This is a genomic window from Microbacterium sp. NPDC090014, from assembly GCF_044748285.1.
Taxonomy (GTDB): domain Bacteria; phylum Actinomycetota; class Actinomycetes; order Actinomycetales; family Microbacteriaceae; genus Microbacterium.
Genome location: NZ_JBIVFS010000001.1, coordinates 1,893,735 through 1,914,060, shown reverse-complemented (window position 1 = coordinate 1,914,060; position 20,326 = coordinate 1,893,735). Strand labels below are relative to the sequence as shown.

The window sequence follows — 20,326 nt, the reverse complement described above, 5'->3', positions numbered from 1 at the left end:
CAGGTGTGCGGGTGTGTGTGGTGGGTCTGTGAGAGGAGTGGTCAGCCCTTGACGGCGCCGACCATGATCCCCTTGCTGAAGTGCTTCGCGACGAACGGGTACACGATCAGCATCGGCACGGTGGCGATGATGACGGTCGAGTACTTGAGCAGGTCGGCGAGCTCTCGACGTTCGAGCTGGGCGGCCAGGTCGCCACCGCCTCCGCCGTCGTTGAGGATGAGGATGCCTCGCAGCACGAGCTGCAGCGGCTGCAGGTCGGCGTCGCGCAGATAGAGCAGCGCGTCGAAGTACGAGTTCCACTGCATGATCGCGTACATCAGCGCGATGACCGCGAGCAGCGGCTTGGCGAGCGGCAGCACGATGGTCCAGAGGATGCGGAGTTCGCTCGCACCGTCGAGCTGTGCCGCCTCGTAGACCTCGTCGGGGATCGACGAGCGGAAGTAGACCATCGCGATGATCACCTGCCAGACGCCGATCGCGTTCGGGAGGAGCATCGACCATCGGGTGTCGAGCAGGCCGAGCGACTGGACGACGATGTACATCGGGATCACTCCGCCGGAGAACAGCATCGTGAAGACGACGCCGCCGGTGAGGGTCTTGCGCCCGAACAGGTTCGCCCGGGACAGCGGATACGCGATGGCGACCGTGCCGGCGACGCTGATGATCGTGCCGACCACGGTGTAGAACACAGAGTTGCCGAATCCGCGGAGGATCGCGGGGTTGTTGAGAGCTTCGGTGTACCCACGGAGGGTGAAGTCGACGGGCCAGAACAGCACCCGGCCGGATGACACCGCCTGAGGGCTGGAGAACGAGCTGGCGACGATGTTCAGCAGCGGCAGGAGCACGACGAGCAGGAAGACCGTCAACAGCAGGTAGGCGGCGATCACGAAGACGCGATCCGCTCTGGTCTCCTTCACCTTCACCCCGGAGGCCAGGGGGTCCCGTCGGCGGCGGCCGCCGCGCCCTGAGCCCGATCCGACGACGATCTCCTCGGTGAGCAGGGGCTGCTCTCTGATCACGGTGCTCACCACAGCCCACTTCCTGTCACTCGCTTGGATATGCCGTTGACGACGAGCAGGAGCACGAGGCTGATGACGGCGTTGAAGAGTCCGATGGTGGCTCCGAGGCTGAAGTTGGCGTTCAGGATGCCTGTCTTGTAGACGTACGTCGGGATGATCTCCGACGTCGAGAGGTTCAGCGCGTTCTGCAGGAGGAACGCCTTCTCGAACCCGATCGCCATGATGTTGCCGACCCCGAGGATCAGGATGATCGTCGCTGTCGGCAGCAGGGACGGCAGGTCGACGTACCAGATCTTCTGCAGCCGTGATGCGCCGTCGATCTTGGCGGCCTCGTAGAGGGAGGTGTCCACGGACGCGAGGGCGGCGAGGTAGATGACCGCGGAGTACCCGGTGGTCGTCCAGATGTCGGTCGCCACATAGATGTGCCGGAAGAAGTCGGCGCTCGCCAGCAGATCGACCTGACCTCCCCCGAAGAAGCTCAGCGTCCGGCCCAGGATGCCCACGCGTGGAGACAGCAGCAGGATCGTCATAGACACGATCACGACGGTGGAGATGAAGTACGGCGCGTACGTGACGAGCTGGACCGTGCGGGTGAAGAACCGCAGTCGGACCTCGTTGAGCAGGATCGCGAGGATGATCGGCAGCGGGAAGCTCGCGATGAGGGTGTAGACCGCGAGGATGAACGTGTTGCCGATGAGCTTGGGGAACACCGGGTTGCGGAAGAGTGCGGTGAAGTTGTCGAATCCCACCCAGGGACTCCCCCACACGCCGTCGATGGGGTTGTAGTTCTTGAACGCGATGACCGCGTTGGCCATCGGCACGTATCGGAACACGATGAACCAGATGACGGGCAGGAGCAGCAGCAGGTACAGCTGCCAGTAGCGGCGCAGGCTGCGGACGAATCGCGAACGTGCGTCGGTGCGTCGAGGACTCGGCGGCGAGATCTCGACCGGTGGTGCGTGCTCAGCACTGAGCTTCATGATCGCCCTCCCAGGGCAGGATTACTTTACGTCGTAATAAAATCACGCCGAGCCGAAAAAGTAAACGCTCGATTTCCGGTCGGCTATTTCGAGGGATCGCTTGCACGTCCATCTCAAACGTGATTTATTGACGTTGTCAAGTAACCATCGGAGGGTCTCATCCCATGACTTCCCGTGCAGACACCGTCGTCGCACTCCGCGCCGCTGGTGCCGCCTTCATCGTCCAGATATCCGACCCGATCCCCCGTGTGCTGCACTGGGGCGCGGATCTCGGAGACCTCGATCCCGCAGCCGTCTCGTCGCTCGCCCTCACCGCCGGGCCCGCCCAGCTGAACAACTCCCCCGACATCCCGCGTGCCTTCTCCGCACTGCCCACCGAGTACGAGGGCTGGTCGGGAACCGCAGCTCTCTCCGGTCACGCGAGCGGACGCGCCACGACCCCCCGACCTCGACTCGTGGGACACGATGTCGAGATCCCGTCCGACGGCGTCGGCGGGCGCATCGTCCTCCGGTTCGACGACACGATCAGCGGCATCCGCACCGAACTCGCATATCACCTCGACCCGCACGGAGTTCTCGCGGTCGACACGTCCCTCGCACGCGACGCCGCCCTCAGTCCGCGCATCGGTCGGACCCCCTACACGGTGGGCGCCGTGCTGTCGCTGCTTCCGCTCCCCGAGCGCGCGACCGAGATCCTCGACTTCACCGGGAAGTGGTGCCGTGAGCGCTCCCCGCAGCGTTCGCCCTTCGGCTTCGGCACCCACCGTCGCGCCGCGCACCGCGGCAAGCCGGGACACGACTCGCCCTTCCTGCTCGCGGCCGGAACCGCCGGATTCGGCTTCCGGCACGGAGAGATCTGGGCCGTGCACCTCGCGTGGAGCGGTGAACAGCAGTACCTCGCCGAGCGCCTTCCCGAGGGCGCTGGCGTGTTCAGTTCGGTCATCGGAGCCGGTGAGGAGCTCCACCCGGGCGAGATCATCCTCGAAGACGGCGACCGCTACGACGCACCGACCGCGCTGTTCCTCTGGTCCGACAGCGGACTCGACGCGATCAGCGACCGACTCCACCGGCGCCTGCGCGCGCGTCCGACGCATCCGTGCTCGCCGCGACCCCTGGTGCTCAACACCTGGGAGGCGGTCTACTTCGACCACGACCTCGAGCGCCTCACCGCGCTGATCGAGCGTGCGGCGGAGGTGGGAGTCGAGCGCATCGTGCTCGACGACGGCTGGTTCCGCGGACGCCGCGAAGCGGATGCCGGCCTGGGCGACTGGTTCGTCGACGATGAGGTGTGGCCGGACGGACTCGGGCCCCTCGTCGATGTCGTGCGTGCTCAGGGGATGCAGTTCGGTCTCTGGTTCGAGCCCGAGATGATCAATCTCGACTCCGATCTCGCGCGCGCCCATCCGGACTGGGTACTGGGTCCGGCCGAGGGCCTCGGCCCGGAATCCCGGTCGCAGCACGTTCTCGACATCGCGCGCCCCGAGGCGTACGACTACCTTCTCGCGCGTCTCGACGCTCTTGTGCGCGAGCACTCGATCGATTACCTGAAATGGGATCACAACCGCGATCTTCTCGAAGCGGTCAGTCGCGGCGGCGATGGGGACAGGCCCAGCGTGCACCGGCAGACGGCCGCGCTCTACCGCCTGCTCGACGAGCTGCGGTCGCGGCACCCGGGGCTCGAGATCGAGACATGCTCGGGCGGCGGCGGACGCATCGACCTCGGGATCCTCGACCGCACCGATCGTGTCTGGGCCTCGGACTGCAACGATCCGGTCGAACGCGCCCAGATCGAGCGGTGGACGCGCAGCCTCGTGCCTCCCGAACTCATCGGCTCCCACCTCGGCTCCGCGCGATCGCACACCACCGCCCGCACCACCGATCTGTCGTTCCGTCTGGCGACGTCGCTGACCGCGCACGCCGGCATCGAGCAGGACCTCACCGTCGTCGACGACGGCGAGCTGGCGGCGATCGCCCGCTGGACCGCGATGTACCGCGAATTCCGCGACCTGCTGCACAGCGGTCGCGTCGTCAACGCGGACCTCGCGGATCCCGCGACATCACTTTCGGGAATCGTGGCCCGAGACGCATCCGAAGCGCTGTTCACCTGGAGCCGGTTCACGACATCGGCATCGGGCCAGTCCGGTCGGGTGCGTTTTCCCGGACTGGATGCCGCTGCGCCGTACACCGTCCGGATCCGCGAGGACCTCGGCGCGTCGAGCAGACACGGCGGAGACCCCGAGTGGGTGACGGCCGCCGTCGCCGCCCCGGTCGAGATGCCGGGGTCCGTCCTCGTCACCGCCGGCGTACCCCTGCCGACGCTCAATCCGCAGCAGGCGATGCTCATCGAGATCAGGCGCGCAGACGGCTGACGGTCACTCCTCCTTCCCATCCCCCGACAGAGCAGTCGAACGAGAGGAAAGCAATGAACGCACACCGACAGAGAAGGAGAGCGGCCTCGTTGACCGCGGCACTCGCCGCGACAGCGATCGTCCTCGCTCTGGCACCTGGCGCGAGCTGGGCCACCGAGGCGACACCGGAACCGACTCCGGCGCCGGAGACGACGCCGACGACGGCTCCCGCGCCGACGGAAGACCCGGCCCCGACGGAAGACCCGGCACCGATTGAAGAGCCGGCACCGATTGAAGAGCCGGCACCGGAACCTGCTCCCCCGAGCGCCCCGGAGCAGGATCCACCGGCGGATGCGACGCGCACGCCTGCGGACGAGACCGAAGACGGCATCTCGAACCGATCGGCCGCCCCCTACATGGGCTGGAGCAGCTACAGCATGCAGGTGTACGAAGGGGGCCAGTGGATCACCGCCGATCAGATCATGGCTCAGTCGGATGCCATGCATGACAAGCTCCAGGATTACGGCTACGACTACATCAACATCGACGCCGGCTGGAACGGGGGCCAGGACGAGTACGGACGCCCCATTCCCAGCACGACGCTGTTCCCCGACGGGCTCGACGCGGTGATCGACCACGTGCACGACAACGGCCAGAAGGTGGGTCTGTATCTGATTCCCGGGATGAGCCTCGAGACGGCGCAGAAGGCGCTCCCGATCTACGGCGCTCCCGGCTGCACGACCGAGAATCTGCTCAAGCAGCCTCTCCAGCAGGGCGACTACTGGGGCTACGGGTACCGACTCGACTTCGACAACCCCTGCACCGAGAAGTACATCGACTCGATCGCCGATCTGCTCGGCGAATGGGGAGTCGACTTCATCAAGTTCGACAGCGTCACCCCCGGCTCCGGAATCAGCGACCTGTCGATGGACGCCCGCGAGGAGGTCGCCGCCTGGTCTCGGGCGCTCGACCGCAACGACATCTGGTTCGAGCTCTCCTGGGCCGTCGACATCGACTACGCGGACTACTGGAAGCAGTATGCAGACGGCTGGCGCATCGACTGGGACGTCGAGTGCTACTGCGGCGATGAGGCCCTGACCACCTGGGAGAACGTCGCCCGCCTGTTCCCGAGGCTCTCGGACTGGTGGCGCCACGCCGGGCCCGCAGGCTGGAACGACCTCGACTCCCTCAACGTGGGCAACGGGAAGATGGACGGCCTCACGCGCGACGAACGCCGCACCGCGACGACGCTCTGGGCGACCTCCGCGGCGCCGATGTACCTGGGCAACGATCTGACGAACCTCGACGAGTACGGGCTCGAGCTGATCACCAACCGCGAGGTCATCGCCGTGAACCAGGCAGGCGTGCCCGCTCGCCCCGTCTCGACGACGACGAAGCAGCAGGTCTGGTACGCACTGAACCCGGATGGCACCTACACCGTGGCGCTGTACAACCTGGGCCGCGCAGACGCCGACATCACGGTCGACTGGTCCGACATCGGACTCGACGGCTCCGCGAAGGTCCGCGATCTCTGGGCCGGCAAGAACCTGGGATCGGAAGCGGAGGGCTTCACCGCCGAGAGCGTGCCGATCCACGGCGTGCGCCTGCTGAAGGTGACGCCCGCGAAGCAGGCGGCACTCACCGTCAACGACGACTCGCTGCGGGTCGGCTACGACGGGGCGTGGGTGCGCAACGACGGCAACGAGGTGCCTGCGACATCGCAGCCCTTCACCGTCGCGGTGTCCGACACCCCGGGTGGAGGCACGCCCGAACCGCCCGCCACCGGGCTGACAGTGACCCTGAACGACGACGATTCACGCATCGGCTACAGCGGGTCCTGGGGCGACAGCAACAACCGCGGGCTGGGCGACCACGGCGACGACGTCCACTATGTCGAGACGAACGGAGCGGCCTTCGAGTACACGTTCCAGGGAACCGGGATCCAGTACGTCACCGAGAAGCACGAATCGCAGGGCGAGGTCGAGGTCTACCTCGACGGACAGCTGGTCGAGACCGTCGACACCTCGCTGCCCGCGGCCGACGGGCGCCTCTCCCAGCAGGTGGTCTACGCCGTCGCCGATCTCGCGAGCGGAAGTCACACCCTGCGGGTGGTCAAGAAGTCCGGATCCTTCATGCTGCTCGACAAGCTCGTCGTCACTCTCGACAGCCAGCTGAGCACGACCTCGGGTGCGTTCAACAAGGCCGCTCCCGCCGACGTGACGGTCGATGTGCTGCGCGACCCGAGCGAGCTCTCCTCGATCAGCCTCGGCGGTGAGCCGCTCGAGCGCGACGCCGACTACACGCTGTCCGGATCGACGGTCACACTGAAGTCGTCGTACCTCGCCGCGCTCCCGGTGGGAGACGCGACGCTGGACTTCGCGTTCACCGGAGACCATCTCGACGATGTCCACGCCACCACGGCCGACGGCGACTCCGTGTCGTTCACGTTCCGCGGGACGGGCGTCGCGTGGCTCGGCCCGAAGGCACCCGACCAGGGAGCCGTCGATGTGTACATCGACGGCAAGAAGGTGAAGAGCGTCGACACCCACGCCGAGTCGCGCGTCTCGAATCAGACCCTGTTCGAGGCGACCGGGCTGAAGGACGGCGAGCACACGATCAAGGTCGTGAAGACGTCAGGAGACGTGCTCCGCACGGACGTGTTCCGATACACGGTCAAGAAGGTCGGCTGATCCCCGTCGGGGCGGGCCCCGTGCCCGCCCCGATGCACCGCCGACGAACCCTCTCGCGGATGTCCGCCCCCGGGTGCACACTCTGCAGATGGAGATCACACTCGCACAGCCGGCGGGACTCGTCGTGAGCCCCGCCTTCAGTCATGTCGCCGTCGTCCCGCCCGGGGCCACGACGATCCACGTCGGCGGCCAGAACGGCGTCGATGAGACGGGCGCGCTCGTCTCGACGGATGCCGCCGATCAGTCGCTCCGAGCGGTCGAGAACGCTCGGATCGCGCTCGAGTCGGCGGGCGCAGGCCTCGACGATGTCATCAGCTGGACGATCTACATCCACCAGGATGCCGATCTTCGTGCCGCCTACGGTGCCGTCGCAGCGACGCTCGCCCGTGACGGCGCCCCTCCGCTGGTGACCGCAGCCCTCGTGGCCGGCCTCGGCGTCCCAGGCGCAGTGATCGAGGTGAGCGCGATCGCCGCCGTCATCCGCGAATAACCGCGGCGCGCCGACTCAGATCCTTCCGCGCACCGGGGTCCGCTCGGCCGAGTCACCGCCCTCGGGCATCGCCATCTCCGCGCGGACGCCGAGCAGTCTGACCTCCCGGTCATGATCGAGCGTGGCACCGAGCGCCAGTGCCGCCTCGATGACCGTCGCGCGCCGGGTGGTCGGCTCCGGCAGCTTGCGGCCGAAGGTCTTGGTCTCGAACGGCGCATAGCGCACCTTCAGATGCACGCGGACGACCGGGCGCCCCTCGGCGGCGCAGTCCTCGAAGGCCTGCCCCGCCAGTTCGGTCAGCGCCGCCTGAACCTCTGCAGTCGTCGTGAGGTTCTGCTGGTACGTCATCTCGCGACTGTGGCTGCGGGCCACCCATGGGGTGCTGTCGACCACGGTCGGACCGAGGCCCGAGCCCAGCCCGTGGTACCAGACGCCCATCCGCGGTCCGAACTCCGCGATGAGCTGCCTCGTCCGCGTCAGCGAGTTCCCGGACCGTCGTGATGCCGTGGGTGGCGAGCCGCTTCTGAACCTTCGGGCCGACTCCCCACAGGTCCCGAGTAGGCCGGTCTCCCATCACGTCGAACCAGTTCTCGGCGGTGAGCCGGAAGACGCCCCGGGGCTTGCCGAACTCCGTGGCGATCTTGGCCCGCACCTTGTTGTCGCCGATGCCGACCGAGCAGTGCAGCGCCGTCGACTCGAGCACCGCGTTCTGCGCGCTGCGCGCCGTCTGCTCGGGGTCGTCCGTGGTCACGCCGAGAAAGCACTCGTCCCAGCCGATGACCTCGAGCACCACCCCGGGCAGTGCACGCAGTGTCGACATCACCTCGGTGGAGGCCGATTCATAGGCTTCGTGGTCCACCGGCAGGAAGACCGCGTTCTCAGGCGCCTTGCGTGCCGCGATCTTCAGCGGCATGCCGGATCCGATGCCGAACTTCCGCGCCTCGTACGACGCCGTCGACACGACGGCGCGCTCCGTCGGGTCGCCCCGGCCGCCGACGATCACGGGGAGCCCGGCGAGCTCCGGTCGGCGCAGCACCTCGACCGCAGCGATGAACTGATCCATGTCGACGTGCAGCACCCAGTCGGTCATGCACCGAGTGTGGCCCGTACCGGGCGAGTTGTCACCCCTCGGAGACGATCAGCGCATCACCGAGATCAGCTGATCGAGACGGCGATCGCGGTCGCGATCACGGCGAGGAGCGGCAGCGTGCCCTGCATCACTGCGGCGCGCGCCTTCGTGCGATCGGAGAGGATCAGCACCAGTGCGGCGGCGAGCATCATCCCCGTTCCGGCGAACACGAGAGTCAGTCCCACCGTTGTGAAGCCGATGATCACGAAGCCGACGCCGAGCAGCGCGGTCAGCGCGAGGAACAGGTTGTAGAAGCCCTGGTTGAAGGCGAGCGCCTTCGTCGTGAGGGCGTCCGCCTCGCTCGCGACGCCGAAGATCTTCCTCGTCTCGGGCTCTGTCCATCTCAGCGACTCGAGCGCGAAGATGAAGACGTGGAAGGCGGCAGCGGCCGCGGCGAGGACGAGTCCGACGATGAGCATGACTCGATCGTATCGATGTCCGCTCGCGCTAGATCAGGAAGATCGGCAGAAGCCCGGGGTTGTGGGCGTGTACGAGCACCCCGAACACCACCGCATCGAACAGCAGGTGCACCGTGACGACATAGGCCAGCGAGTGCGTCCGCATGAAGATGAACCCCTGCAGCAGCGCGAACGGGATGGTCAGCAGCGGTCCCCACTCGCGATAGCCCAGCTCCCACAGGAATGAGACGAACACGATCATCTGCAGCACGTTGGCGAGGGCGTCGGGGAAATGCCTGCGCAGCAGGGCGAAGACGGTGCAGATGAAGAACAGCTCGTCCCAGATGCCGACCGCTCCGACGCCGACGAACAGCCGGGCGATGAGGTCGGGCGAGTCCACGACCGGCCAGTTCTGATAGACGCCGCTGGTGATGAAGTAGAACGGCAGGATCAGCCAGCCGAGCACCAGGACGGCGACGAGCCAGCCCCACTGCAGGCGCCCCCACCGGCGATGCGCCCGCCAGGGGAAGCCGATCGCCCGGTCGCGGAACACGAAGCGGGAGACGACGTACGGAACCGCCACCGCGCCGCCGAGGGCGAGCGTGAACCGCAGCATCGCGAGGTTGTCGAGCTCTGCCGCGAGCGGGATCACGCTGACGATGAGCATGCCGAGGGCGATCAGGGACAGGTCCCTGGTGAGCGAGGGCTGACGGCTGGTCCCCACGACTCGGGCGCTCTCGCGACGCGTGCCCACGCGCACCGTCTGATCCGCCGTCACCGGCAGACGGCGCTCGACGAGCCACGCGCTCCCGACGCCGAGTGCGAGCAGCGCCCAGCCGAGCCACGGGATCTGCACCACGAAGAACGCCGGCGCCGCAGCGCACACGAAGAGCGCGGAGACGACCGCCGGCCACGTCGCCGAGATGCGCTGCGCGGTGATCACGCGCGCGACTTCCGCCGATACACGAGATCGCGGATGTCTCGCCCCTTGGCGATCCCCTTGCGTTCGAATGCGGTCATGACGCGTCCATCGAATCGCTCGGCCCAGTCGCCGTCGAAGGCGCGCTCGAACAGAGGCTCCGCGTCGAGCACCTCGCGCATCTGCAGCGCGTAGTCCTCCCAGTCGGTCGCGAGGCGGAGCAGACCGCCGTCACGGAGTGCGCGAGCGGCGGTGTCGGCGAACCCCTGGCGGACGAGACGGCGCTTGGTGTGCTTCTTCTTGTGCCACGGATCAGGGAAGAAGATCCAGACCTCTGCCGCTGCCGCTTCGGGGAGGTACGACGAGAGCACCTCCGGCGCATTCGCCTCGACCACGCGGACGTTGCGAGCGCCTTCGCGGTCGGCGTCGAGCATGGTCCTGGCGAGACCCGCGCGGAAGACCTCGACCGCGAGGAAGTCGTCGTCGGGGCGGGACGATGCGGCGGCGACGATGGCGTGCCCCTGACCGGAGCCGATCTCGACGTACAGGTCCGCATCCCGCCCGTACTCGGAGGCGGGATCGAGACGCGCCTCCGGGTGCACCGAGGTCCAGGCGACATCGCGGGGCACGTCGAGGAGGTAGTGCGGTCCGAGCTCTTCGAACGCGCGCTCCTGAGCATCGGACATCCGGCCGCTGCGGCGCACGAAGGAGACCGGTTCGTCGCGGAAGGTGCGGGGTTCGGGCATGCTTCCAGGGTAGTCGGCGGCGCTGAACGCCACCGACCGCGGGTCAGGAGGCCGGTGCCGTCACGAAGTCGATCAGCTCCTCCACCCGACCGAGGAGCGCGGGCTCGAGGTCGCGGTAGGTGTGCACCTTCGACAGGATGTGCTGCCAGGCGCGACCGGTGTCCGCCTGCGTCTCGTACGGCCACCCGAATGCGCGGCAGATCCCGGTCTTCCAGTCCGTGCCCCGGGGGATCTCCGGCCATCTCGCGATACCGAGAGCCCGAGGGGTGACGCACTGCCAGACATCCACGAACGGGTGGCCGACGATCTTCACATGCCTGCCGTGCGGACCCCGGGCGACGGCGTCGGCGATGCGCGATTCCTTCGACCCGGGCACGAGGTGATCCACGAGGACCCCGTAGCGGCGCGATGCGCTGGGAGGCTCTGCGGCGAGCAGCTCGTCGAGCAGGTCGACTCCCTGCAGGAACTCGACGACGACGCCCTCGACCCGCAGGTCCGCTCCCCATACCTTCTCGACCAGCTCGGCGTCGTGCTTGCCCTCGACCAGGATCCGGCTGGGAAGCGCGACCCTGGCTCGTTGATCGGCGGCGACGAACGAGCCGGATGCCGTGCGTCGGAGGCCCTGCTCCTTCGCGGCCGGGACCATGAGCCGCACCGGTGATCCGTCGATCAGGAACCCGCCTCCGAGCGGGAAGAGGCGCTTGCGCCCCACCCGGTCCTCGAGTTCGACGTTGCCGCCCTGCACCCGTGTGACCGCTCCGCAGAATCCGTCCTGCGCCACCTCGACGACGAGATCGAGCTCGGCGGGAACCTGCGGCACCGGCTTGGCTGCTCGTTCCCTCCAGCCGGCAGCGAGCACATCGGATCCGTACCTGTCGTCCATGCCATCCAGCGTATGTGTCTCCGCTGAGGGCGAACGGCTATCCCCGCTCGGAAGGTGTCGCGTGTCGGCCTCTGTGCATAGACTCGTGCCATGGGGCTCGGCTGCCGGTCGGAGGGAACACGATGAAGACACGGTGGCTGGCGCTGGCCGCACTGACTGCGGCGGCTGCAGCAGCCGCGTTCTCCGCATCTGCTGCCTCCGCGACCGACCCCGTGACGCTCGACTCGGGATACGTGACGGACGACGCCGACGTCCTCAGCCCGAGCCAAGAGGACGCCGTCGAGGCTCGACTCCAGACGCTCAGCGACAATTCCTCGTCCGATCTCTTCGTCGTCCTCGTCGATGACTTCACCTCGCCGACCGACAACGTCGCCTGGGCCGATACCGTCGCAGAGAACAACAACCTCGGCTCCGAGCAGTACCTGCTCGCGATCGCGGTAGAGGGACGCAGCTACTACATCTCGGCCGCACCCGACGGCCCCCTCAGCGACAGCAAGCTCGACGACGTGGAAGACAAGATCCAGGGTCTGGCCGCACAGGAGGACTGGGAGGGCATGATCGTCCTCGCCGCCGACGAGATCGAGGGCGACGGCGGTGCGGGCGCTCTACGGGCCACACTGATCGTGGTCGCCGTCATCGCTGTCGGCCTGATCATCTGGCTGATCATCGCCCTCATTCGCCGCGCGCGTCGCAATGCCGCGATCCGCAGGCGTGGCGCCATGCCCGAGACGCCCGATCCGAACGATCCGTTCTCCACGCTGACCGACGAGCAGGTGGAGACGCAGGCGGGGGCCGCACTCGTGCAGGCGGACGATGCGATCACCTCGAGCCGCGAGGAGCTCGGCTTCGCCGTCGCCCAGTTCGGCGACGCGGCGACCGCCGAGTTCAGCGGAGCAGTCGAGACCGCGAAGTCGAAGATGTCCGAGGCCTTCGATCTGAAGCAGAAGCTCGACGACGAGATCGAGGACACCGTCCACGATCGCCGCGCCTGGCACATCCGCATCATCCGGCTGTGCGACGAGATCGACGACGTCCTCGACGAGAACACCGACGCATTCGACGCGCTCCGCAAGCTCGAGCAGAACGCACCACAGGAACTCGACAGAGTCCGCGGCGAGCGAGCCGCTCTCGTCCCGCTTCTGACTTCCGCGGCTCCCGCTCTGGCCGCGCTGTCCGCCACCTACGACGCATCGGCACTGAGCACGGTGTCCGACAACCCGGCACAGGCTCAGGAGCGGGCAGCCCTGGCCGACCGCTCGATCGAGGCCGCGCAGCAGGCGATAGCGGCCGGTCGCTCCGGCGAGGCGGCGTTCGCCATCCGCACGGCCGAGCAGTCGGTGGCGCAGGCGACACAGCTGGTCGAGGCCATCACCGCGCTGGGCACCGAACTCTCCCGTATCGAATCGCAGGCGCAGGCTCTCGTCGCCGAGCTGCAGGCCGACATCGCCGCGGCACAGCAGCTGCCTGACGCCGGAGGCACGCTCGCCGCGGTCGCGGCCGCAACCTCGCAGCAGCTGCAGCGTGCGCAGGCCGACCTCTCCGGAGCATCGCGCAGTCCGCAGCGCGTGCTCGAAGCGCTCAGCGCGGCGAACACGCAGATCGACGCCGCGATCGCGGAGGGCACCCAGGCCGTGGAACGGGCGCGACGCGTGCAGCAGCTTCTCGAGCAGACCCTGACGCAGGCGGGCTCCGAGATCCGAGCAGCGCGCGAGTACATCGAGACGCGGCGGGGAACCGTCGGCTCCACGGCTCGCACCCGCCTCTCCCAGGCCGACGCGACCCTCACTCAGGCCGTGAGTCTGCGGTCGTCGGATCCCGAGACCGCGCTCGCAGAAGCAGGACGCGCGCTCGAGCTCGCCCGGCAGGCCACCTCATCCGCCCAGGCGGATGTCGCGGCCATGAGCCCGAGCCGCTATGAGAGCGGATGGGGCGGCGCCGGCGGCAGCATCTTCGGCGGCGGATCAGGCTCCGGCGGTTCCGGCCTGGGTGGCGACATCCTGGGCGGCATCATCGGCGGTCTGCTCTCGGGCGGCGGCGGAGGCGGCGGCTCCTCGCGCAGCAGCAGCTGGCGTTCCAGCGGTGGCGGCGGGTTCCGCAGCTCCGGTTTCGGCGGAGGCGGCGGCAGCCGCTCCAGCGGCCGCAGCGGCCGTTCGGGAGGGCGACGCTTCTGAACCGCACACCTATCGACCCCAGACATCGAGTCCGACCCTCTGAAAGGAACCACGCATGACCAAGCAGTCCATCTTCGGACGTATCTCGACCCTCGTCCGCGCGAACATCAACTCGCTCCTGGACTCTGCGGAAGACCCGCAGAAGATGATCGACCAGCTCGTTCGCGACTACACGAACAGCATCGCCGACGCGGAGTCGGCCATCGCCGAGACCATCGGCAACCTGCGTCTGCTGGAGCGCGACCACGAAGAAGACGTCCAGGCCGCGACCGAGTGGGGCAACAAGGCTCTCGCCGCCAGCCGCAAGGCCGACGAGATGCGCTCCACCGGCGACGCCGCCGATGCCGACAAGTTCGACAACCTCGCGAAGATCGCTCTGCAGCGCCAGATCAGCGCCGAGCGCGAGGCGACCGGGGCCGAGCCGCAGATCGCCGCTCAGACCGAGATCGTCGACAAACTGAAGTCCGGCCTCAACGGCATGAAGGACAAGCTCGGCGAGCTGAAGAACAAGCGCAGCGAGCTGCTCGCCCGCGCCAAGGTCGCCGAGGCTCAGACGAAGGTGCAGGATGCGGTCTCCTCGATCAACGTCCTCGACCCCACCAGCGAGCTGGGACGTTTCGAAGACAAGGTCCGCCGTCAGGAGGCCCTCGCCCAGGGCAAGATCGAGCTCGCGGCATCCAGCCTCGACGCTCAGTTCGAGAGCCTCGAAGACCTCGGTGAGCTCACCGAAGTCGAGGCTCGTCTCGCCGAGCTGAAGGCGGGCGGCTCCGCCCCTCGCCAGGCCATCGAAGGCTCCTGACACACCTGCGGGTGCCTCGGATCCTCGCGTCCGAGGCACCCGCTCCTCTTTCTCAGCTGGAGGCACCCATGGTGCGTTTCCTCGTCGTCCCGCAGTGGCAGGGCTCCCCCGCCGCTCGCGCGATGCTGCTCGTCGACGGCGCCTCGGCGATCGCCGGCGACCTTCCGCGTGCCGCGACCACGGTGCTCGATGTGCCGGTCGAAGCCGGTGAATCCCTCGGCACCGGCGTCCGCCGACTCAGCGCTCTCCTTCGCACCCGAGAGCTCGTCGAAACCGGCATGACCGCCGACACCGTGATCATCGGCGGCGACTGCAGCGTGACCGTCGCCGCCCTGGCGGCTCTTCCCGGCGGAACCGACGACCTGGCCGTCGTGTGGTGCGATGCCCACGCCGACCTGCACACGCCGGATACCTCACCCTCCGGAGCGTTCTCCGGCATGGCGCTCCGCGCGGTACTCGGCGACGGAGAGCCTCAACTCGCGCTCTCGCCCGGGATCCCCCGCGATCGGGTGGTCACGGTGGGCATGCGCAATCTCGACGACGACGAGGTCACCGCCCTCGACGGCCTCGCCCAGCTCTCCGTCGACGATCTGGAATCGCCCGACGCTCTCGCCGACGCGGTCGAAGCGACCGGCGCGCGCCGCGTATGGGTGCACATCGACGTCGATGTGCTCGACCCTGCGGAGATCGCCGGCGTCTCCTCCCCCGCACCGTTCGGACTCTCGCCCGCGAGTCTGAGCACCGCGATCCGCGCACTGCGGTCCCGTGTGCCGCTGGCGGGCGCCACCATCGCGGGGTTCGCCCCTCGCTCACCCGCTGACGCGGTCGACGACCTCGGCGCGCTGCTCCGTCTCGTCGGAGCCGTCGCATGACGTCCGACTGGCGGCCGGCCGCCGAGCGCGCTGTGGCTCGCGGTCGGAGACTCGACCGCCGGATCCCCGCGTTCCTCCTGCGTTCGCCGATCAGCCGGATCGGCTACTGGTGGGGCACGTCCGTGGGCTGGATCTGGGGGTCCCTGTGGAGCACGGGTCCCGTCGAACGCCGATCGGGCCTGTGGGTGTTCCAGGGGATGCCGAACTGGACGTTCAACCGCGGCGGAGTGTGCGTCGGCGGCTGCTTCCTGACGGGTGACGCCCGTCCGAGCGACGCCGTGCTGCGCCACGAGGCGGTGCACAAGGCGCAGTGGCTGCGCTACGGCATCCTGCTTCCGGTGCTCTACCTGTTCGCGGGCAGGGATCCGCTGCGCAACCGCTTCGAGATCGAGGCAGGCCTGGAAGACGGCAACTACGTCCGCCGCAGCAGGTCGCGGCCGTAGAGCGCGGAAGCGCTCAGCGGTCGACGGGCAGCAGCCCGAAACGCTCCGGAGCGTGGATCTGAGCAGGCTGGATCTCGAGGGCGCCCGTCAGGTGCTCGACGATGTCAGCCGTGCCGAGGAAGCCTCCGAGAAGAGTGACGTGGGTGTCGAGCTCGTCGTCGCAGAGCATCTCGTCTGCCCACGCGCAGGTCGCTCGGGCGAGAGCCTCGCCGGGTGCGCACGCTCGCCCGCTTCCCGGTGCGCCCGATCGCTGCGATCGAGCGAGCCACGTGACCGTCATGCGTCCAGGGGCTTCGATCACGCCGATGTCGGACGCGTCGGCGACCTCGATGAAGATCCGACCCGACGCGCACAGCGGCAGAGTGGCGAGGAAGACCTCGAGCTCGGTGAGCGAGTGCTCGTCGGCCGTCACCAGGTGGTGAGCACGGCGACGTGCGGCGCGGCGCTCGGCACGCGTGCTGCGGGTCTCGAGGAAGGTCTCCATGATGCATCCATCATACAGCACATGAAGGGTTGCCTAACCTTGCTCGGGGACTTCTTCCACAAGTGCGCATCGCAGAGCCTCGAGTTCCTGGTCCGTCATCCCGTTCGCGCGCAGGTAGCCGGCTGCCGAACCCCAACGTTCGTCGACCTGCTCGAGCAGCGCCCGCATCACCGGTGCCGGCGACTGCGTCGCCAGAGCGACGGCGTGCACAGCCTGCGGATGCTGCGACCTCAGGTATGCGGCGATGCGCTGCGACCGCTCGGCGGGCAGCAGCGACTCCGTGAGCGCGTAGTCCGCGACGATCGCCTCACGGTCGGCGCCCACTGCGGCGAGTGCGAGCGCGACGGTCACCCCGGTGCGGTCCTTGCCGACCGTGCAGTGAACGAGAGTCGGCTCCCCCTCGGCGATGATGCGGATCGCGGCGACGAGCCGATCTCCGCTCTCCTCGAGCAGGTGCAGATAGAGATCCTCCAGGCTCGTGTCCGTCTCGAAGAACGACCGCACGGATCCGAGGAACAGCGGAAGGTGAGTGGTGTCGGGACCCTCGATCTCGGTCGGCTCTGCGGCGACCTCTTCGCCGTCGCGGAGATCGACGATGTGAGCGACGCGGCGACGGACCTCGTTCACCCCGGCAGTGGTCGCCGCCGAGAGCTGGCCGGATCGCAACAGCACGCCCGAACGGATCCGACCACCGTCTGCGAGCATCCCTCCGACGTCGCGGAAGTTGTTGACCCCGTCGACCTCGAGAACGCTCATGCCTGCGCCTGCGCCTGCGGCGAGCGCGGCGGAACCGGGTATCTTCCGGCGATCACGACTCGGTTGAAGGCGTTGATCGAGATGCAGGCCCAGCTCAGTGCCGCGTACTCCTTCTCGGTGAACACTCCACCGACCCGGTCGTACACGTCGTCGGAGATGCCCTCCTCGGAGATGAAGGTGAAAGCCTCGGCGAGCTCGAGCGCGGCTTCCTCGCGGTCACTGAAGACATTGCTCTCGCGCCACGTCGCGATCTGCATGAGCGTGTCGGTATCGATGCCCGCCTTGAGCGCGCGATCCACATGCAGACGCGTGCAGTAGCTGCACCCGTTGAGCTGCGACGAGTGGATCATCACGATCTCCTTGAGCCGATCGTCGATCCCGTTGGCTGCGCAGATGTCTCCCACGGTGCGGGCGAAGGCGTCGAGCGCCTGGTAGGCCGCCGGCTCGGTCTTTGAGAGGTGCACTCGCGTCTCGCTCATGGCTCAATGATATTCCGTTGTGCACTCAAGCTGGCGAGCCGCTCACAGGAAGCGAGAATGCAGAGCGCGAAATGACAGCGCCGATTTGATACCTTTTCGCCAAGGGTGAGCCGGGTTACGGCAAACATAATGCTCCCGCATTTCCCCACCACCCTCGAAGCAGAGCAGAATATGCAGGTGGCGATCGACACCAGCGAGTTCAGCTATCTTCCCGCACAGGCGCAGACGATGGGGGTCTCCGAACCGTCCGTTCGACGCGTGACGCTGCCCCTGCCGGACGGCCGCCAGGTGAGCGCGCTGCGATTCGGCGACGAGGCACCTCGAGTGACACTGCTGCACGGCGCCGGTCTCAATGCGCACACGTGGGACACGACGGTGCTCGCGCTCCAGCAGCCGGTGCTGGCGATCGACCTCGCCGGTCACGGCGACTCGTCGTGGCGCGACGACCTCGATTACACCCCTCGCACTCTCGCCCTCGACGTCGCCGCGGCGCTCGACGCCTGGACGGACGCCCCGCAGCTGGTCGTGGGCCACTCGCTCGGCGGCCTCACCGGCGCAGCTCTTGCCGCTGCCCGTCCCGACCTCGTGTCGGAGCTGATCGTGGTCGACATCACCCCGGGCATCGACACGTCCGCCGGGCCCGCCGCCCTACGCGAGTTCTACGCCGGCCCCACGGATTTCGAGACGCGCGACGAGCTCGTCGACCGTGCGATCTCGTTCGGGTTCGGGGGCGCCAGGTCTGACACCGAGCGGGGCGTGTTCCTGAACACCCGCGTGCGCGCCGACGGCCGCGTCGAGTGGAAGCACCACTTCGCGCACCTCGCGGCCCAGACGCTCGCTGCGCACGACCGCGGCGACGTCTCGGCGCCGTCCGCACTTCACACCACCGGCTGGCAGGATCTCTCGCAGACGTCGGCACCCCTCACGCTCCTCCGCGCCATCGACGGCTTCGTGACCGCAGCGGATGCGCAGGAGTTCGCCGATCGTCTGCCGCAGGCCCGCGTGATCGCCGTCCAGGCCACCCACAACGTCCAGGAGACCGCGCCCGGGCAGCTCGCCGCAGTGATCTCGTCCTCGCTCCCGCCGCGCGGAATGTGACGTTCCGTTCCACATTCCGCCCTCACCCACCCGACACATCCCTAGGCTCGATCCATCGGCACACAGCAACTGCCGCACCGAGAGGAAACAACCCATGTTCCGACGTACGCGACGACTCGCGCTGATCTCCGCCATCGCGGCGAGCGCCATCGTCCTCACCGCCTGCGCGGGTGCCGCAGAGCCCGAGACCACCGAGCCCGTCGGAGAGCCCGATCCGGACGCGACGCTCCAGGTGGGGCTCGTCCTCGAACCCACCAATCTCGACATCCGTCACACCAGCGGCGCCGCCCTCGAGCAGATCCTCATCGACAACATCTACGAGGGTCTGATCAGCCGGACGCAGGAGAACGAGATCGTGCCCCGCCTCGCCTCGGACTACGAGGTCTCCGACGACGGACTCACTTACACGTTTACCCTCAACGAGGGCATCACGTTCCACAGCGGAACAGCACTCACCTCGGCCGACGTGGTCGCCTCGTACGAGGCCGTCCGCACGGACGCGACGCTGCAGGGCAACGCCGAGTTCGCCTCGGTGGCCTCTATCACCGCCCCGGACCCCGCGACGGTGCAGATCGTGCTCGCGGAGCCGAACCAGAACTTCCTGTTCTCGCTCACCGGGCCTGCGGGTCTCGTCTTCCAGACGGGCGACACGACCGACCTCAAGACCGCCGAGAACGGAACCGGACCCTTCACCCTGACTCGGTGGAACAAGGGCAGCGCCATCACCTTCGCCCGCAACGACGCCTATTGGGGCGAACCGGCGGGAGTCGCCGAGGTCGAGTTCCAGTACATCCCCGACTTCACCGCCGGAGTGAACACCGCTCTCGACGGCGGGGTTCAGGTTCTCACAGCCGTCGACCCGAATCTCGCCCCGCAGCTCGAGGATTCCGGCGACTTCACCCTTACGACCGGCCGCACCACAGACAAGGCCACGCTCGCGTTCAACAACGCCAAGGCGCCTCTCGACGACGTGCGGGTACGCGAGGCACTCCGCCTCGCGATCGATCACGAGGCTCTCGTCGAGGCCGTCGGTGCGGGATCCACCCTGTACGGACCGATCCCCGAGCTGGACCCCGGTTACGAGGACCTCTCCGATGTCGTCTCCTACGATCCGGAGAAGGCGAAGGAGTTGCTTGCAGAAGCCGGCCAGGAGGATCTCGAGCTCACCCTGACGATCCCCAGCTTCTACGGAACGACGGTCCCCAAGGTGCTCATCTCGGACTTCCAGAAGGTCGGCGTCACCCTCGATGTCGACTCCGTCGAGTTCCCGGCCTGGTTGGAGGACGTCTACACCAACCACGACTACGACCTCAGCTTCGTGCTGCACGTCGAGCCGCGCGACTTCGGCAACTTCGCGAACCCCGACTACTACTTCGGCTACGACAACGCCGAGGTGCAGGGCCTGTACACCGAGGCGCTGGCCGAGGTCGATCCCGACAAGTCCGCGGACCTGCTCGCCGAAGCCGCGCGCATCGTGTCCGAGGACCACGCGGCGGACTGGCTGTACAACGGTGCGACCATCACGGCCGTGAGCCCGCTCGTGACCGGCTTCCCCGAGGACTCGATCAACTCCCGCATCAACCTGGCCGGGGTGACCGTGGCCACCGAGAAGTGATGACGCG

The 20,326-nt window shown here is 67.9% G+C and carries 18 protein-coding genes and 1 pseudogene; 9 read left to right on the top strand and 10 right to left on the bottom strand.

Annotated elements, in window-relative coordinates; all coding sequences use genetic code 11:
* Window positions 1-41: 41 nt before the first annotated feature.
* Window positions 42-1,028: a carbohydrate ABC transporter permease gene (locus ACIPV5_RS09005; RefSeq protein ID WP_400340808.1), complete on the bottom strand. Its 987-nt coding sequence runs from the start codon at window positions 1,026-1,028 to the stop codon at window positions 42-44.
* Window positions 1,025-1,999: an ABC transporter permease gene (locus tag ACIPV5_RS09000; RefSeq protein WP_400340805.1), complete on the bottom strand. Its 975-nt coding sequence runs from the start codon at window positions 1,997-1,999 to the stop codon at window positions 1,025-1,027. The genes ACIPV5_RS09005 and ACIPV5_RS09000 overlap by 4 nt, the downstream gene beginning before the upstream one ends.
* A gap of 164 nt (window positions 2,000-2,163) precedes the next feature.
* Here ACIPV5_RS09000 and ACIPV5_RS08995 point away from each other — a divergent pair, with 164 nt between their 5' ends.
* The 3 genes from ACIPV5_RS08995 (at window position 2,164) to ACIPV5_RS08985 (ending at window position 7,527) form a co-directional block, all read left to right on the top strand.
* The gene (locus ACIPV5_RS08995; protein ID WP_400340803.1) at window positions 2,164-4,368 is read left to right on the top strand and encodes an alpha-galactosidase; all 2,205 of its coding nucleotides are present in this window, start codon (window positions 2,164-2,166) and stop codon (window positions 4,366-4,368) included.
* Between the two features lie 89 nt (window positions 4,369-4,457).
* Window positions 4,458-7,037 (top strand): X2-like carbohydrate binding domain-containing protein, encoded by a 2,580-nt coding sequence (locus ACIPV5_RS08990; RefSeq protein ID WP_400340802.1) that lies wholly within the window; start codon window positions 4,458-4,460, stop codon window positions 7,035-7,037.
* Window positions 7,038-7,125: 88 nt separating this feature from the next.
* Window positions 7,126-7,527, top strand: coding sequence for a RidA family protein (locus ACIPV5_RS08985; protein ID WP_400340800.1), 402 nt, complete (start codon window positions 7,126-7,128; stop codon window positions 7,525-7,527).
* 15 nt (window positions 7,528-7,542) lie between these two features.
* Here ACIPV5_RS08985 and ACIPV5_RS08980 read toward each other — a convergent pair.
* The 5 genes and pseudogenes from ACIPV5_RS08980 to ACIPV5_RS08960 form a co-directional block, all read right to left on the bottom strand.
* Window positions 7,543-8,617, bottom strand: a pseudogene (locus ACIPV5_RS08980) (DNA polymerase IV).
* 65 nt (window positions 8,618-8,682) lie between these two features.
* A complete protein-coding gene (locus ACIPV5_RS08975) occupies window positions 8,683-9,075 on the bottom strand; it encodes a DUF1304 domain-containing protein (protein ID WP_295102772.1) in 393 nt (130 codons plus the stop codon).
* Between the two features lie 28 nt (window positions 9,076-9,103).
* Window positions 9,104-9,997: a CPBP family intramembrane glutamic endopeptidase gene (locus ACIPV5_RS08970; RefSeq protein WP_056278327.1), complete on the bottom strand. Its 894-nt coding sequence runs from the start codon at window positions 9,995-9,997 to the stop codon at window positions 9,104-9,106.
* Complete coding sequence (gene trmB, locus ACIPV5_RS08965) at window positions 9,994-10,719, bottom strand: tRNA (guanosine(46)-N7)-methyltransferase TrmB (protein ID WP_053095707.1); 726 nt, start codon at window positions 10,717-10,719, stop codon at window positions 9,994-9,996. Before trmB ends, ACIPV5_RS08970 begins: the two co-directional genes overlap by 4 nt.
* Window positions 10,720-10,762: 43 nt before the next feature.
* The gene (locus ACIPV5_RS08960; RefSeq protein WP_400340797.1) at window positions 10,763-11,602 is read right to left on the bottom strand and encodes a DUF3097 domain-containing protein; all 840 of its coding nucleotides are present in this window, start codon (window positions 11,600-11,602) and stop codon (window positions 10,763-10,765) included.
* 122 nt (window positions 11,603-11,724) lie between these two features.
* Here ACIPV5_RS08960 and ACIPV5_RS08955 point away from each other — a divergent pair, with 122 nt between their 5' ends.
* The 4 genes from ACIPV5_RS08955 to ACIPV5_RS08940 all read left to right on the top strand — a co-directional run bounded on the left by ACIPV5_RS08955 (window position 11,725) and on the right by ACIPV5_RS08940 (window position 15,887).
* Window positions 11,725-13,773: a TPM domain-containing protein gene (locus ACIPV5_RS08955; RefSeq protein WP_372984425.1), complete on the top strand. Its 2,049-nt coding sequence runs from the start codon at window positions 11,725-11,727 to the stop codon at window positions 13,771-13,773.
* A 55-nt stretch (window positions 13,774-13,828) separates the two neighbouring features.
* Window positions 13,829-14,572: a PspA/IM30 family protein gene (locus ACIPV5_RS08950; protein WP_053095704.1), complete on the top strand. Its 744-nt coding sequence runs from the start codon at window positions 13,829-13,831 to the stop codon at window positions 14,570-14,572.
* Window positions 14,573-14,640: 68 nt separating this feature from the next.
* Complete coding sequence (locus ACIPV5_RS08945) at window positions 14,641-15,444, top strand: arginase family protein (RefSeq protein WP_056278317.1); 804 nt, start codon at window positions 14,641-14,643, stop codon at window positions 15,442-15,444.
* Window positions 15,441-15,887, top strand: a complete 447-nt coding sequence (locus ACIPV5_RS08940) for a hypothetical protein (protein WP_053095702.1) — start codon at window positions 15,441-15,443, stop codon at window positions 15,885-15,887. The genes ACIPV5_RS08945 and ACIPV5_RS08940 overlap by 4 nt, the downstream gene beginning before the upstream one ends.
* Window positions 15,888-15,900: 13 nt before the next feature.
* Here ACIPV5_RS08940 and ACIPV5_RS08935 read toward each other — a convergent pair whose 3' ends face one another.
* Genes ACIPV5_RS08935 through ACIPV5_RS08925 form a run of 3 tightly spaced genes read right to left on the bottom strand, consistent with a single transcriptional unit; the run spans window position 15,901 to window position 17,606 of the window.
* Window positions 15,901-16,371 (bottom strand): SIP domain-containing protein, encoded by a 471-nt coding sequence (locus ACIPV5_RS08935; protein WP_053095701.1) that lies wholly within the window; start codon window positions 16,369-16,371, stop codon window positions 15,901-15,903.
* Window positions 16,372-16,404: 33 nt separating this feature from the next.
* Window positions 16,405-17,127, bottom strand: a complete 723-nt coding sequence (locus ACIPV5_RS08930) for a tyrosine-protein phosphatase (protein ID WP_187249459.1) — start codon at window positions 17,125-17,127, stop codon at window positions 16,405-16,407.
* Entirely contained in the window at window positions 17,124-17,606 is a 483-nt protein-coding gene (locus tag ACIPV5_RS08925; RefSeq protein ID WP_056278311.1) for a carboxymuconolactone decarboxylase family protein, read from the bottom strand. The genes ACIPV5_RS08930 and ACIPV5_RS08925 overlap by 4 nt, the downstream gene beginning before the upstream one ends.
* Window positions 17,607-17,777: 171 nt before the next feature.
* On the opposite strand from ACIPV5_RS08925, the gene ACIPV5_RS08920 reads away from it, so the two are divergent.
* Window positions 17,778-18,704, top strand: coding sequence for an alpha/beta fold hydrolase (locus tag ACIPV5_RS08920; RefSeq protein ID WP_400340793.1), 927 nt, complete (start codon window positions 17,778-17,780; stop codon window positions 18,702-18,704).
* A 94-nt stretch (window positions 18,705-18,798) separates the two neighbouring features.
* Window positions 18,799-20,319, top strand: a complete 1,521-nt coding sequence (locus ACIPV5_RS08915) for an ABC transporter substrate-binding protein (RefSeq protein WP_400340792.1) — start codon at window positions 18,799-18,801, stop codon at window positions 20,317-20,319.
* The last annotated feature ends 7 nt before the right edge of the window (window positions 20,320-20,326 follow it).

Excerpts from the sequence above, each read along its gene's own strand:
- ACIPV5_RS08945 (WP_056278317.1), top strand. The coding sequence starts at position 14,641 with ATGGTGCGTTTCCTCGTCGTCCCGCAGTGGCAGGGCTCCCCCGCCGCT.
- ACIPV5_RS08940 (WP_053095702.1), top strand. The coding sequence starts at position 15,441 with ATGACGTCCGACTGGCGGCCGGCCGCCGAGCGCGCTGTGGCTCGCGGT.
- ACIPV5_RS08925 (WP_056278311.1), bottom strand. The coding sequence starts at position 17,606 with ATGAGCGAGACGCGAGTGCACCTCTCAAAGACCGAGCCGGCGGCCTAC.
- ACIPV5_RS08985 (WP_400340800.1), top strand. The coding sequence starts at position 7,126 with ATGGAGATCACACTCGCACAGCCGGCGGGACTCGTCGTGAGCCCCGCC.
- ACIPV5_RS08920 (WP_400340793.1), top strand. The coding sequence starts at position 17,778 with ATGCAGGTGGCGATCGACACCAGCGAGTTCAGCTATCTTCCCGCACAG.
- ACIPV5_RS08960 (WP_400340797.1), bottom strand. The coding sequence starts at position 11,602 with ATGGACGACAGGTACGGATCCGATGTGCTCGCTGCCGGCTGGAGGGAA.
- ACIPV5_RS08915 (WP_400340792.1), top strand. The coding sequence starts at position 18,799 with ATGTTCCGACGTACGCGACGACTCGCGCTGATCTCCGCCATCGCGGCG.
- ACIPV5_RS08955 (WP_372984425.1), top strand. The coding sequence starts at position 11,725 with ATGAAGACACGGTGGCTGGCGCTGGCCGCACTGACTGCGGCGGCTGCA.
- ACIPV5_RS08975 (WP_295102772.1), bottom strand. The coding sequence starts at position 9,075 with ATGCTCATCGTCGGACTCGTCCTCGCCGCGGCCGCTGCCGCCTTCCAC.
- trmB (WP_053095707.1), bottom strand. The coding sequence starts at position 10,719 with ATGCCCGAACCCCGCACCTTCCGCGACGAACCGGTCTCCTTCGTGCGC.
- ACIPV5_RS09000 (WP_400340805.1), bottom strand. The coding sequence starts at position 1,999 with ATGAAGCTCAGTGCTGAGCACGCACCACCGGTCGAGATCTCGCCGCCG.
- ACIPV5_RS08930 (WP_187249459.1), bottom strand. The coding sequence starts at position 17,127 with ATGAGCGTTCTCGAGGTCGACGGGGTCAACAACTTCCGCGACGTCGGA.
- ACIPV5_RS08950 (WP_053095704.1), top strand. The coding sequence starts at position 13,829 with ATGACCAAGCAGTCCATCTTCGGACGTATCTCGACCCTCGTCCGCGCG.
- ACIPV5_RS08935 (WP_053095701.1), bottom strand. The coding sequence starts at position 16,371 with ATGGAGACCTTCCTCGAGACCCGCAGCACGCGTGCCGAGCGCCGCGCC.
- ACIPV5_RS08995 (WP_400340803.1), top strand. The coding sequence starts at position 2,164 with ATGACTTCCCGTGCAGACACCGTCGTCGCACTCCGCGCCGCTGGTGCC.